The organism is Leptolyngbya sp. FACHB-1624, assembly GCF_047649235.1.
GTDB classification, from domain to species: domain Bacteria; phylum Cyanobacteriota; class Cyanobacteriia; order Leptolyngbyales; family Leptolyngbyaceae; genus Leptolyngbya; species Leptolyngbya boryana.
In genome coordinates, this window is sequence record NZ_CP180258.1 from 241,193 (window position 1) to 254,972 (window position 13,780).

8 protein-coding genes are annotated in these 13,780 nt (G+C 46.7%); 4 read left to right on the forward strand and 4 right to left on the reverse strand.

Annotated elements, in window-relative coordinates:
- The first annotated feature begins 26 nt into the window (after positions 1-26).
- The gene (locus tag ACMUEV_RS01060; RefSeq protein WP_190649736.1) at positions 27-2,255 is read left to right on the forward strand and encodes a hypothetical protein; all 2,229 of its coding nucleotides are present in this window, start codon (positions 27-29) and stop codon (positions 2,253-2,255) included.
- Positions 2,256-2,312: 57 nt separating this feature from the next.
- Positions 2,313-3,212, forward strand: coding sequence for an amino acid ABC transporter substrate-binding protein (locus ACMUEV_RS01065; RefSeq protein ID WP_190649734.1), 900 nt, complete (start codon positions 2,313-2,315; stop codon positions 3,210-3,212).
- Between the two features lie 230 nt (positions 3,213-3,442).
- On the opposite strand, the gene metH is transcribed toward ACMUEV_RS01065, so the two are convergent.
- The 3 genes from metH to ACMUEV_RS01080 form a co-directional block, all read right to left on the reverse strand.
- Positions 3,443-7,075, reverse strand: a complete 3,633-nt coding sequence (gene metH / locus ACMUEV_RS01070; RefSeq protein ID WP_190649732.1) for a methionine synthase — start codon at positions 7,073-7,075, stop codon at positions 3,443-3,445.
- A 264-nt stretch (positions 7,076-7,339) separates the two neighbouring features.
- Positions 7,340-9,181: an ATP-dependent zinc metalloprotease FtsH3 gene (gene ftsH3 / locus ACMUEV_RS01075; RefSeq protein WP_017291153.1), complete on the reverse strand. Its 1,842-nt coding sequence runs from the start codon at positions 9,179-9,181 to the stop codon at positions 7,340-7,342.
- A gap of 213 nt (positions 9,182-9,394) precedes the next feature.
- Positions 9,395-9,709, reverse strand: a complete 315-nt coding sequence (locus tag ACMUEV_RS01080; RefSeq protein WP_017291152.1) for an ATP-dependent metallopeptidase FtsH/Yme1/Tma family protein — start codon at positions 9,707-9,709, stop codon at positions 9,395-9,397.
- A gap of 95 nt (positions 9,710-9,804) precedes the next feature.
- Between ACMUEV_RS01080 and ACMUEV_RS01085 the strand changes: the two genes are divergently transcribed.
- A complete protein-coding gene (locus tag ACMUEV_RS01085; protein ID WP_190649729.1) occupies positions 9,805-10,989 on the forward strand; it encodes a tetratricopeptide repeat protein in 1,185 nt (394 codons plus the stop codon).
- Positions 10,986-11,765, forward strand: a complete 780-nt coding sequence (locus ACMUEV_RS01090; RefSeq protein ID WP_190649727.1) for an aminotransferase class IV — start codon at positions 10,986-10,988, stop codon at positions 11,763-11,765. The genes ACMUEV_RS01085 and ACMUEV_RS01090 overlap by 4 nt, the downstream gene beginning before the upstream one ends.
- Here ACMUEV_RS01090 and ACMUEV_RS01095 read toward each other — a convergent pair.
- Positions 11,755-13,728, reverse strand: coding sequence for a tetratricopeptide repeat protein (locus tag ACMUEV_RS01095; RefSeq protein WP_190649725.1), 1,974 nt, complete (start codon positions 13,726-13,728; stop codon positions 11,755-11,757). The two genes, ACMUEV_RS01090 and ACMUEV_RS01095, sit on opposite strands and share 11 nt — an antisense overlap.
- Positions 13,729-13,780: the final 52 nt, after the last annotated feature.

The following is a 13,780-nucleotide window of genomic DNA, read 5'->3' on the forward strand; positions in this document are numbered from 1 at the left end:
GTCAAGCACTTTGCCCAAAATCGTTTATGTCTCGATCCATTCATCCCTGGCTTCTCCTGAGTATTTTTACATTGATTGCTCCCACTTTTTTAGTCGTCACACGACATCTAGTAGTACCTCATCCAGCTTCTGCTCAGCCTGCTTCGATAACTTGTAATCCTAATGAACAATTAGAAAGCAAGCTTGCAACTTTGACCAATCAAGCGCGTGAAGCTTTGGATCGACAAGATGCCGAAACAGCAGGCACAGCCTTACAAGAAGCAATTACGATCGCGTTGCAAGTAAAAAATACTCCTTTTCAAGCTGACTTAATTCAATCCTGGCTCATCGAACCGTATAATGGCTTCCCGACATTACGGATCATTCAACTTAATCAGCAACTCAAATCTCCACAAAAAACGCGTGCGTTACTTGATCAGTTTCTAACCCTGACTAATCGTCTTCCATCTGCGAATAGCGTGGAGAAAACTCGTGCATTCGTTGCGATCGCACGTCAATATGCAGCGCTCAAACAACTGCGAATTGCCAATAACTTAATGGCACGAGCGCGGCAACTCGAACCTCAAATCAAAGCACCAGACTTACGTGCGATCGCACTCATCGAAATCGCAGAAGCTTACGCTGAACTTTCACAGCCTCAAGTTGCCCAAACTACGCTTGCTCAGGTTGAGAAAATTTTACCCCGGCTTGCAGTTGAAGAATCGAATCGAATTGTAGAACGCGCTGCTGTAACCTATGCGCGAATCGGCAACTATCCGAAAGCACAACAGACTTTAGAGCGCTTGTCGAAAGTTCCAGAAGCTTTTGCAAACACTCAAGAAGGCATCGTGCAAGCTTATCTGAGCAATGGTAAATTGGCGGATGCCGAAAAACTCGCTCAATCAATCTCTGCAACTCCTCAAAAAATTTCTGCTTTAGCAAAAGTAGCGATCGCTTATCGTAAAAACCCAAGTCAATCTACTTCACTCTTCCGCCAAGCTACAACGCTTGCTCAATCTGTAGAAGATCCCTATCAGAAAGATACATTGCTGCAAGAGATTGTCGAAGCCTATGTGCAAGCTGAACAGTTAGACGCAGCAGTGCAGCTTGCAAAATCGGTAAAAAATCTCCGAAACGATACATTGAAGTCAGTTGTTGTGGCGCATCAAAAAGCTGGCAAAACTGCTCAAGCTAAAGTCCTCTTGTCTCAGCAACTTGTAGCAATTAAAGCTCTCAGCGATTCTTGGGAACAGAGAGGTCAAGTCTGGACTGTAATTGAAACTGCGATCGCTGCCAATCAGTTTGACTGGATTCGCGAAGACTGGGCACAAATTTCGTCGATCGACTACGGTTTGATGGATTGGCAAATTATACAAATCGCCAAGGCTTATGCCCAAACAGGTCAACATTCTCAAGCAGCAGAATGGGTACGCAAATTGCCTTTAGAGAATCGTCCTTTGGAGCAGATTAGAGCACTGTCTGCGATCGCGCTCGTCACGGCTCAAGCTGGCAACTCTACCCTCGCCAATCAAATGCTTGAGCAAGCCTTACAAACGATTGATCCGCTCGATAAAGCTTATCGCGAGAGAATCAACCGTGAAGGCGGCGATCTCTTCAGTCTTGAACGCTTTAAACCCACTGCTTTAGCTAGTATTGCTTTGGTTTATTCTCAAACGCAGCAGCCTGAAAAAGCTCGCCAACTTCTTCAGCAAGTGGTTGTTTTTAGTTCAAAGATTGATGATCCCTCGATCGCATCTTTTACAGATAATCCTTTCGCTCAATTCATTGAAGCGAAACAATATTTAGGCGCATTGCAAATTGCTGAAGGAACTGCATTCCCAGAGGTGAGAAATGCTCGCCTACAAACTAGTGCTCTAGGATTGCTCACGATCAATCGATTTGATTTAGTCCAACCGATCGCGAATCAAACAACGGAACCCGTGAGTAAAACGCAGCTTTTACTTGCGATCGCACAACGTTATACCGAGCTAAATCAATCTCAAAAAGCCGTGTCTTACCTTGCTCAAGCTTTCCAAGTTGCCCAAACGATTCCTGGAGAGGAATCGCAATTCGATCGCCTCGGTACAGATGGCGGTACTGTGATTCCGATCGAAACGGATCGTGGCAGTATGTTAGAAGCGATCGCGATTCAATATGCTCGCGTGAATCGGATGTCTGAAGCGATGAAAGTTGCGAACACGTTGAAAGAAAAAGCGACTCGTGACGAGGCAATTCAGAAAGCCCGCTGTGCAAGAACAACTTCGATGCGCGCTTGACAATGTGCCTACCTAAAGTGGTAGAAGATAAGGGCTAAATAATCCATCAGATTGATCATGCCCAAACCATTTTCTCTCGTTGTCCTGAGTACCCTTCTGTGTGCTGCACTGCCGCAGATCGCGAATGCGGAGACAGTCATGCAGAAGGTCGCTCGATCGGGAGTTTTGGTTGCAGGAACCAGCAGTGAAGCGATTCCATTTGCTTATCAAAATCGACAAGGCAAACTAGTCGGATATTCCGTCGATATGCTGGAATTAATTCGATCGCAGATGGAAAAAGAAACAGGCAAGAAAGTTCAATTGAAATTAGTTGCGTTACCGCCTTCGGATCGCGTCAAAAAGGTCGCCGATCGACAAGTGGATATTGTCTGTGATTTCAGTAGCTTTACTTGGGCGCGCAATCGACAGGTTGATTTTTCGCTGGTGTATGCGACGACTGGCACTCAACTTGCGGTCAAAAAATCAAGCAATTTAGGTACTCCAGAAGCCTTTAATGGCAAGCGTATCGGAGTGTTGCCGGGCACGACTAATGAGCTAGCAGTACAGCGAAAATTACCGAAAGCAAAGCCTGTCTATTTTCAAACTTGGGAACAAGGCTATCAAGCATTGGAGAAAGGTACGATCGATGCATTCGCCGCAGATAGTATTTTACTAGAAGCGCGATTAGCTGGAAAAATCAACCAGTACAACATTTTGCCGGACAGTCCATTATCTCAAGAGGGGATTGCCTGTATGGTTCCTGAAGATAACTCTAGGTTTCTGGATACGGTAAATTATGCTTTGTATCGCTACATGCAAGGCTTTGTGCGCGGAGAACCCAAATCAGTACAAATCTTCGATCGCTGGTTTGGTGCAAATGGAGCATTTCCATTAACAAGAGACATGCGAGATATTGCTGTTCAAACGATGCAGCTTGTTGTTGAATCGCGGGAAGAGATTCCGGCGGATGCAAAGTAGTTTGTCGATCGTGTGAATTTTTCGGAGTGGGTAGATGGGGAGAACCCAGACTAAATTGCTTCCTATCTCCCTATCTGATTGATTGTGGTGAACGAGTAACCTTCTCGAAGATTTACCACGCATGCTCTGAAGCAAAAAGCGAGATGCAATTCGCTCACATCTCGCTCCAGTCTTAAACCAATTGAAATGAACTCCCTATCTATCCTCTCTGGTAGATAGGGAGTTCAGCTCTAAGCACTAAAGTACTTCGCGGTCGGGTGATAGACCACAAAGGCGGTCGTCGATTGTTCTGGATAAAGCTGTTCACTTTCATCTATCGACATCTCAATCTTCTCAGTTCCTAGCAGTTCTAATTGCTTGAATTGATCCGCAACGTTCGGACAAGCTGGATAGCCAAAGCTATAACGTGAGCCTTGATAACGTTGAGCTAGCATATCTCGAATGTTATCTGGCTCAAGCTCTCCATAGCCTAACTCTTTACGAATCTGAGCGTGTGACCATTCAGCCAAAGCTTCCGCCATCTGGACTGCCATACCGTGGAAGTAGAGATACTCCGTATAGTTATTCGCCTTGAATAGCTCTTGAGCGACTTCAGTGGCAATATGTCCCATCGTCACCGCTTGCATGGGTAACACATCGAACTGATTGTCTGACACTGGACGGAAGAAGTCTGAAATACACAAGCGGCGTAAAGATTTCTGACGTGGGAATGTCCAGGTGACTAAGGGTGTTGCAGTTGCAGGCGTGAGGCCCTGCTCGATCACACTCGGATCATAAACATGCAGCGAATTCCCCTCAGCCGCACAAGGGAAATAGCCATAGATCATCCGAGGCTCTAACAGTTTCTCAGTCTGAATCTTCTGCTTCCAGCGCTCCAAGACCGGGTAAACCTTCTCAGCTAAGAACGCATCATATTCCTCTTTCGATTGGTCTTTCGGCTTGCGGAATTGCCATTGTCCAACAATCAACGCCTGCAAATCCATGTGCCAGAAGAGGTCTTCTAAGGAGATATCTTCAGGATTGAGAACTTTAGTTCCCCAGAACGGCGGAGTCGGTCGATCGATATCCAACTCAACCGCTTCCGATCGCGCTAAATCGATCACTTCCGGCTCATCCGATTTCTTCTCTAGTTCGCCGTTTAGTTCGCGTTCAGCTTGTTCGATCGCTTTACGCCCCTTCTGATTGAACTGAGCAAATTCGCCTTGGAAACCTTCGGTATCACTCCATTGCCCCTCTTTTTTCGCAGGCATAAAGCGATCCATAAACGTCAAATCCGCGAACGCATCGCGTCCGTAAATCACTTGCCCCTTGTAAGCATTCTGACAGTCTTCGTAAACGAATTTCGGAGTCAGTGCTGCACCGCCAAGAATCACTGGAACACTGATCCCACGTTCATTAAAGACTTCTAAGTTCTCCTTCATGAATGCAGTCGATTTTACGAGCAATCCGCTCATCGCAATACAATCTGGTTGATGTTCAACGTAAGCATCGACGATCGCATCAACTGGCTGTTTAATCCCTAAGTTAATCACCTTGTAGCCGTTATTGGTGAGAATGATATCAACTAAATTCTTGCCGATATCATGAACATCCCCTTTCACGGTTGCAATTAAGAATTTACCCTTGCCACTGTCATCGCTTTTCTTCTCCATGAATGGTTCAAGGAATGCGACCGCAGATTTCATGGTTTCCGCAGACTGCAACACAAACGGTAATTGCATTTGCCCCGATCCGAACAATTCACCAACCACTTTCATGCCATCCAGCAAGAACGTATTGATGATATGCAACGGCTCATAGGTTTCTAATGCGATTTTCAATGCATCTTCTAAACCAATCCGTTCGCCATCAATGATGTGCTGCTTCAAACGTTCTTCAACGGGTAAATCTGCTAAAGAACTCGTCGATCGAGCATCTTTTGCACTTACGCCTTCAAATAGTTCCGTCAGCTTCGTCAGCGGATCGTAAATGCAAATATCCCCATCAAATCGGCGACGATCGTAAATCAGATCTAAACAGACTTCTTGATGCTCAGGCTCAATTTTCGCAAGTGGAAGAATCTTTGCCGCCGACACGATCGCGCCGTCCATTCCGACCTTCGTGGCTTCATGCAAGAACATCGAATTCAAAGTAATCCGAGCCGCAGGACTCAGACCGAATGAGATATTCGATACCCCGACCATGAAGTGAACGCCAGGCAGATTTTCCCGAATCATCCGAATCGACTCAACTGTTGCTTTTGCGTTCTCCCGGTCTTCTTCAATCCCGGTCGAAATCGGCAGAGCTAATGTGTCAAAGAAAATTTCGTGCGGCGGAATTCCGAATTCTAGTGCATCGCGATAAGCCCGTTGAGCGATCTGGAATTTCTTCTCAGCCGTCCGCGCCATGCCTTCTTCGTCGATCGTTCCAATCACGACTCCAGCACCGTACTCTTTCGCCAATTCCAGCACTTTGAAGAATCGCTCATCGCCATCCTCATAGTTGGTCGAGTTGAGAATGCACTTTCCACCCGCAACTTTGAGTCCGGCTTCCATCTTTGTCCACTCGGTCGAGTCGAGCATCAGAGGCAGCGTGACATTGGTAACGAGGCGGGAAACGAGTTCTTTCATATCGGATTCGCCATTGCGTCCGACATAATCGACGTTTACATCCAATACATGCGCGCCTTCTTTGACTTGGGATTTTGCGATTGCAATCAGTCCATCCCAATCATCCGCATTTAACAACTCTCGAACTTTCTTAGAGCCGCTGGCATTCAGTCGCTCTCCTACAATCAGAAAAGAATTATCCTGCTCATAAGGCTGAGACGTATAAATCGATGCGGCTGAAGGCGTGTAGCTTAAAAGTGGTCTGGGTGTTTCTGATTCAAACACTTGACCATTCATCCATTCGCGCTCCCCGATCCGAACATTGCGTTCTTTCGGTTTCATCGTCGCGGCGGCTTCCGCCAATGCTTGAATATGTGCGGGACGAGTTCCACAACAGCCCCCAATGACTTGCACGCCCCAATCTTCGATGAACTTGTGCAATGCCATCTGAAGCTCAACCGGAGTCAGCTTGTAGTGAGCATGACCGCCGATATTTTCAGGCAAACCTGCGTTCGGAATACAAGAGACGACAAACGGCGCATTCTCCGTCAAATACTTGATATGTTCTGCCATGCGATCGGGTCCTGTCGCACAGTTTAAGCCGAGAATATCGATCGGGTACGGCTCCAAGATTGCCAAAACGCCGCTAATATCTGTCCCGACGAGCATCGTTCCCTGGACTTCCATCGTCACAGATACCATAATCGGACGACGCTCGCCTTTTTTCTCAAAGATAGCTTCGACGGCATTCAAAGCGGCTTTGATTTGCAGTACGTCCTGACAGGTTTCAATGATGAATAAATCAACGCCACCATCAAACAACCCTTCTGCCTGAACGGTAAATGCGTCTTTTAGCTCATCGTATGTGATGTGTCCTAAGGTCGGTAATTTTGTTCCAGGTCCCATCGATCCGGCGACAAATCTAGGCTTTTCAGGAGTTGAGAATTCGGCGGCGCATTGTTTCGCGAGTTCAGCCGCTTTCTTGCTCAAGTCATACGCTAGATCTTGCAGCCCATATTCTGCCAGCACAAACGGGCTACTGCCGAATGTATCGGTTTCAATCACATCCGCGCCTGCTGCTAAGAAATCGCGGTGAACTTTCGCGATCGCTTCTGGTTTCGTATGAATGAGATATTCGTTACAGCCTTCATATTCCGCACCTCCAAAATCCTCTGCTGTTAAATTCTGGGACTGAATATTGGTTCCCATTGCGCCATCGAAGACGAGGACAGGACGATCGGGACTGTGAAGACGGGTCAGAAAAGCGCTGCTCATAGGAAAAGGTTGAGGGACTAGACGACAAGATTGAGTAATTACCCTGAGTTCTCTTTAAGTTTTAGGGTGAATGAAGTCATGGCGGAAAGCGGCAACCATGACATTTCACACTAGCTATACATTTAAACTGTGACATATTTATTTAAGTTTTAGCGATCTGGAGTTCTCTGTAAAAAAAAGAGATGCCCCGGTGGAACATCTCTCGAATTTTCAGTGAAGTAGAAACTTACATGAGTATTCAGCGCTTACGCGAGTATTCAGCGCTTACGCGATCGCTGCAATCTGCACGTCGCTATTGCCTAAAAGCTCTTGCAGTTCTTCAGCATCGACGGTTTCTTTGTCCACCAGCATTTCTGCCAGTTTGTCCAGTACCGGACGATTCTGAACCAGTACCGCTTTTGCACGACGGTAAGCTTGTTCAACCAGGTTGCGAACTTCATCGTCGATCGCGGCTGCCGTTTCTTCGGAAAAGTCCCGCTCAGCAGCGATGTCACGACCCAAGAACATGTTGCCTTGCTGACGACCTAATGCGACTGGTCCTAAGCGATCGCTCATCCCAAATCGAGTCACCATTTGTTTTGCAACGCGTGCTACTTGCTGAAGGTCGTTCGATGCACCTGTGGTAACTTCCTCTTCACCAAAGACGATTTCTTCAGCGATTCGACCACCTAGAGCAACGGCCATCTGGTTTTGCAAGTAAGAGCGAGAATACAAGCCTGAATCCATCCGGTCTTCGCTTGGTGTGAACCAGGTCAAACCGCCTGCGCGACCGCGAGGAATAATGCTGATTTTTTGAACAGGGTCATAGTCAGGCATCAAAGCACCGACAAGCGCATGACCTGCTTCGTGATAAGCCACAAGCTCTTTGCGCTTCTCGCTCATTACACGGTCTTTCTTCTCAGGTCCTGCCAAGACGCGATCGATTGCGTCGTTGATCTCGTCCATTGAAATTTCAGTCAAATTGCGACGAGCGGCAAGAATTGCGGCTTCGTTCAACAAGTTCGACAAGTCTGCTCCGGTAAATCCAGGAGTCCGACGGGCAATCTTTTCGAGGTCAACGTCTTTCGAGAGCGTTTTGCCGCGCGCATGAACGTTGAGCACTTCCAAACGACCGGAGTAGTCAGGACGATCAACGACGACTTGGCGATCGAAACGACCTGGACGTAACAGCGCTGCGTCTAAGACATCAGGACGGTTGGTTGCCGCGATGATGATGATTCCCGTGTTACCTTCAAACCCGTCCATCTCGGTTAAGAGTTGGTTCAAGGTTTGTTCACGTTCATCGTTACCGCCGCCGAGACCTGCACCACGCTGACGACCGACTGCATCAATTTCATCGATGAAGACGATGCAAGGTGCATTCGATTTGGCTTGCTCGAACAGGTCACGGACGCGAGACGCACCCACACCGACGAACATTTCGACAAATTCAGAACCAGAAATCGAGAAGAACGGAACGCCTGCTTCGCCTGCAACAGCTTTTGCCAACAGGGTTTTACCAGTTCCAGGAGGTCCAACGAGTAGGACACCTTTGGGAATTTTTGCACCGATTGCAGTAAAGCGATCGGCGTTTTTCAAAAAGTCCACAACTTCGTTCAATTCCAGCTTCGCTTGGTCAATCCCTGCCACATCGTTAAAGGTGACTTGGGTTTGGGGTTCCATTTGCACACGGGCTTTGGATTTGCCAAAGTTCATCGCTTGGCTACCTGGTCCGTTTTGAGCGCGGCGCAACAGGAAGAACAAGCCCACAAGCAGCAAGATTGGGAAGAAAAGACTGCTGACTGCTCTCAGCCAGAAGTCATTGCCATCGGTTGCAGGTAGAACAGAAATATCGACGTTATTGCGAGTCAGAATGCTGATGAGCTCAGGATCGGTCGGCAGATTCACTAAGACGCGATTTCCGTCTTCAGATTGCACTAAAGCGCGAGTCCGATCGGCGCTCAAACTGACTTTATTGACATTATTTTTTTCAACTTCTTGAATAAACTGGCTATAGCGCCAGGTTTCACGAGTTTGGGGTTGCTTATCGAAGACCGCCGTTGCCAAAGCAATCACGACGATCGCTAAAAGCGCATATAGCCCTGCATTTCTCCACCGCTTGTTCACCGGGGTGTATCCTCCTGAAAATAGGAATAAATCGGGTTCTCGGATTTGTATTTGTAAACTTATATTACTCTGTATTAAGACTTCTTGCATCAATACGAGAGAAATCTGAGAATTACCGATTTATCCAATGTAACGTAAGGATTTACTATCGATCACGTTATGGGGTGGAGTTTTTAGTATCCTGGTCAGGAATCAGGCAGGAACGGTTTGGGGCTAGAAGTCGCTGTCCTTGAGTTCAAGCACGATAGAGATATCGACCTGATTCCGCACCAGAGTGTTAATCAGTTCAGGATCGTCCGGTAGGTTGACTAAAAAGCGCTTTCCATCTTCGGATTGTGCCAAGATTCGAGTTCGATCGGCAGTCAAACTGACTTTGTTAACATTGTCTTTTTCAACTTCTTGAATAAACTGGCTGTATTCCCAGGTTTCACGAGTTTGGGGCTGTTCAGCAAAGACTGCGGTTGATAGCGCGATCGTGACGATCGCGAAAAGTCCATATAATCCTGCGTTTCTCCACCGCTGGTTCATTAAAATGTATCCTTCTGAGAATATATAGAGTCGGATTTTCAGAATCGCTGATTCGATTCGTCCAATCTAACTTAAGGATTCACGATCACCACGTTATGCAACTGAGTTTTTGTATCATTGTCAAAAATGAGGCGGAAAATCTGCCGCGCTGCTTGTCTAGCGTTCAGAATGTGGTCGATGAGATGGTGGTTTTGGACACTGGATCGAGCGATCGCACAATAGAAATTGCTCAGTCTTTTGGTGCAGAAGTTTACTGTTTTGAATGGCGGAATGACTTTTCTGCCGCCCGCAATGAATCGCTGAAGTATGTTCATGGCGATTGGATTTTGGTATTAGATGCGGATGAAGTCTTAGTTCCAGAGATTGTGCCGACCTTGAAACAGGCGATCGCTCAAGACGACTATCTCGTGTTTAATCTAGTCCGACAAGAAATTGGGGCCGCTCAGTCACCGTATTCATTAATTTCACGTCTGTTCAAGCGGCATCCTGAGATTTGGTTTTCTCGTCCGTATCACGCCATGATTGATGATCAAGTTGAGGCGTTGCTGAAACGAGAGCCGCATTGGAAGATTGGAGCGATTTCGGAAGTCGCGATTTTGCATGAGGGTTATCAAGCGGATGTGATTGCTGGACGGGATAAGGCGAATAAAGCGCGATCGACCATGGAAGGCTTTCTGGCAACTCATCCCAATGATCCGTATGTTTGTAGTAAGCTCGGCGCGCTCTATGTTCAGATAGGCGAAACGGCGAAAGGCATCGAACTTTTAGAGCGAGGTTTGTCTACCGTCGAGGATGCTGCGACGCAATATGAACTGCATTACCATTTAGGCAGTGTGCGTGTGCAACTGAATGAAATCGAGCAAGCTGCCCATCATTACCAGCAAGCCATTCAGCAGCCAATCCTACCGAAGCTGAAATTAGGAGCCGTCAATAATTTAGCGAGTTTACTGAAAGATGCCGGGGATTTGCAAAACGCCCAAATTCTGTTTCAGCAGGCATTAAAGATTGATCCGAATTTTGCGATCGCGCATTGCAATTTAGGCGCAACCTTAAAAGCAATGGGACAATTCTCATCGGCGATCGATCATTACAATCAAGCGATCGCGCTAAATCCAAATTATGCCGAGGCTTATCAAAATCTGGGGGTCGTGTTACTGAAATTGGGACAAGTGCCTGAGAGTTTGGCAGCGTTTCAGACTGCGATCGGGCTGCACCAACAGCAGAATTCTCCCGAAGCCGAGAGGCTGAAACAAGGATTAAGAGAAATGGGGTTACTGTGAAATATTGGTACAACGGCAGCGCCATTGCAAGGGATCAAATTCAACTCTCCATCACTGATCCAGGTTTAATCTATGGTGCTACAACCTTTACGACCCTGCGAGTTTACCAATCCTTGGATCATGAATTGACAAATTGGAAGGGGCATTGCGATCGCTTAGAAAAAACGATCGCGGATTTCCACTGGCAGTCTCCAAATTGGGACAACATTCGATCGGGTGCAGAATGGCTCTCAACTGAATATCCAGTTCTAAGAATTGTCGTTTTCCCTGATGGACGAGAATGGATCACAGGTCGATCTCTGCCAGTTGATTTAGCAGAGCGTCAGCAAAAAGGCATTACAGCTTGGGTCGCAGGATCTGAACTTTCGCGATCGCTTCCTCAACATAAGACAGGAAACTACCTTGCCCCTTGGCTCGCTCTCCAAACTGCTCAGCGGTTGAGTGCTCAAGAAGCAATTTTGACGGATTTAGATGGCAACTGGCTTGAATCGAGTACAGGCACGCTTTGGGGTTGGAAAGAGAATACTTGGTGGACTCCGCCTCTAGCAGATGGAATTTTACCGGGATTACTCCGCTCGTATCTCCTCAATTCTTTGGGCAATGCGATTGAACAAACTTGGACACCGGGTCTAGTGCAGGAATTTGAAGCGATCGCGTATACGAACTGTGTGATGGAAGTGATTCCAATTCACACAGTTCTCGATCGTGAGACTCAATTCCAATATGTTGCTGACCATCCTAGTTTTCAACTTCTAAGAGAGTGCTTCACCGTTTAAGGCGCGTTAATGGCTCCAAATCATCGAGTAAAGATGAGGGTGCTAATCGTCTTTGCCATTGCTGCACATCAATTCGATCTGGCTCAACTCCAGCCCATAGATTTAGCCAAAGTTGGGCGGCTTTCGTCTCTTTCTGCGCCAATAGTAACTGCAAATATGAATTAGAGAACGTTGCAAAATCATCGATATGCCAGCGTTTTCTAGAAATCATTGGCTTCAGCAGTGTGTCAGCCGCTTCAATGTTTTTATTGTGTAAATGATATTGAGCCATCGAAGCACGCGCAGGGACATAATTTGGAAATCGATCGATGATCTCCTGGATCAGTGCAAGCATGTCTTCAGTTCGCTCTTGGATGTCATAGGATGCAGCAATATTATTCAAAACATCCGGTGAATCAGGATACAGTTCTAGAACCTGTCTCAATAACCGCTCTGCCTCTTCTGCTTCTGCTTTGTCTCCGAATCGCAACTTGTTCAAAGCTGATCGCATCAGGTCATTTGCTTTTTTCGATCGCTTATAAGGCGACTCATCATAGAACTCATAGGAAATCAACGAAATCTCTCGCCATTCTCCTTGCAACCACATCCGAACATTTTCCGTCGGCAACAATCCAGCTTCAGCGACTTGAATGGCTGCCTCATGGCGCATCGAATCTGATCCCTGCTGACTCAGTGCAAAATCCTTTAACATCTCTAGAAACTCAGGCGTTGCTAGATTTGAAGCGATCACAAAAGCCAGATGTCGTCCGGCTGGATCTCCACGATCGAACAAAATTGGGATAACCGCTTTGATTTCCGGATGGTCTTGCAGGCAAATTTGCATCGATTTCTGAAATGCTTTCTCAGAAGATTGTGCCGATCTCATTGCTTTTTCCAGCGCCTTTAAAGCGGTAGGTGTGAACCAATGACTGAACGGAAAAGCCCAAGCAGGTTCACCCGTCATCCGATTTAGATTATCGAGATTTGACTGTGCTAGCTCAAATCCGGGAGAGATTTCTAACGCCTTCTTCCAATGCTTTCGTGCTTCTGAGGACTGTCCTAATCTTGCAAATGCCGCTCCAGCCAAATGGAAAAACATTGCAGAAGCAATATCGAGGTCGCCTTCTTTCTCGGCTTGTTGAAACACCTCAACAACACTTTGATCGTCTCCCAAGAAGCTCAATCCTTCCATTTTTTTCGTCCAGGCATCCCAGGCAGAAGCTTGGCTTGCTTTTAAGCGATCGCCGATTTGCTGAGCGTTGTCCAATCTGCCCATTAGACAGTCATAACGCACTAAATTCGACAGAGCGTGAATGTTATTCGGTTGAGTTTCCAGAACTTGAGTGCAAACTGCGATCGCGCCTTCAATATTGTCTTGTAAGAATTCGATCAAACTCAAATTATTGCTTGCAGCGACAAAATCTGGTTTGCGCTCTAAAACTTGCTCTTCGAGTTGTCTAGCTCTTGCATAATCGCCTACTTCTAGCGCAGCCTGTCCGCGTTCATGCAAGATCGCAATTTCAAACCCTGCTCCACCAACTAAGCCAGCTTCTCCAAGTAATTCATCCACTTGCGATTCAATTTTGCTGATAATCTCGTTGATCTCTTCAGCATTGGGATAATCTGACCAACGTGAGATCGCAGACTGTAGCGTTTGTAGCGCGAGTAAAAAATGAGAATTGGTGAGATAGGTTTGCCCTAAAGCGAACGCTGCATCTGCATTATTCGGTTCAAGCTCAACCAACCGTTCACTGACGCGCTGAAATGCCAACATATCCTGCATTTCATAGCAGCAATTGCTTAACATCAGCAGGATTTCTGTGTTGTTCGGATAATCCTCACTTAAGCGTTCTAAAATATCTCGCGCTTCAGCCCATTTTTGCCTCGCAGCTAGCGCGATCGCTTTTTGTAATTCAGGAGCTAAATTTTTTGTCCCAAATCCTTTGGATGATTTTGAGGATTGAGGTTTCTGCTTCTTTGCCATAAGAAAAAGGTGGCGATCGCGTTCAGAAAAATTGTAGCGACCCTAGATTTCT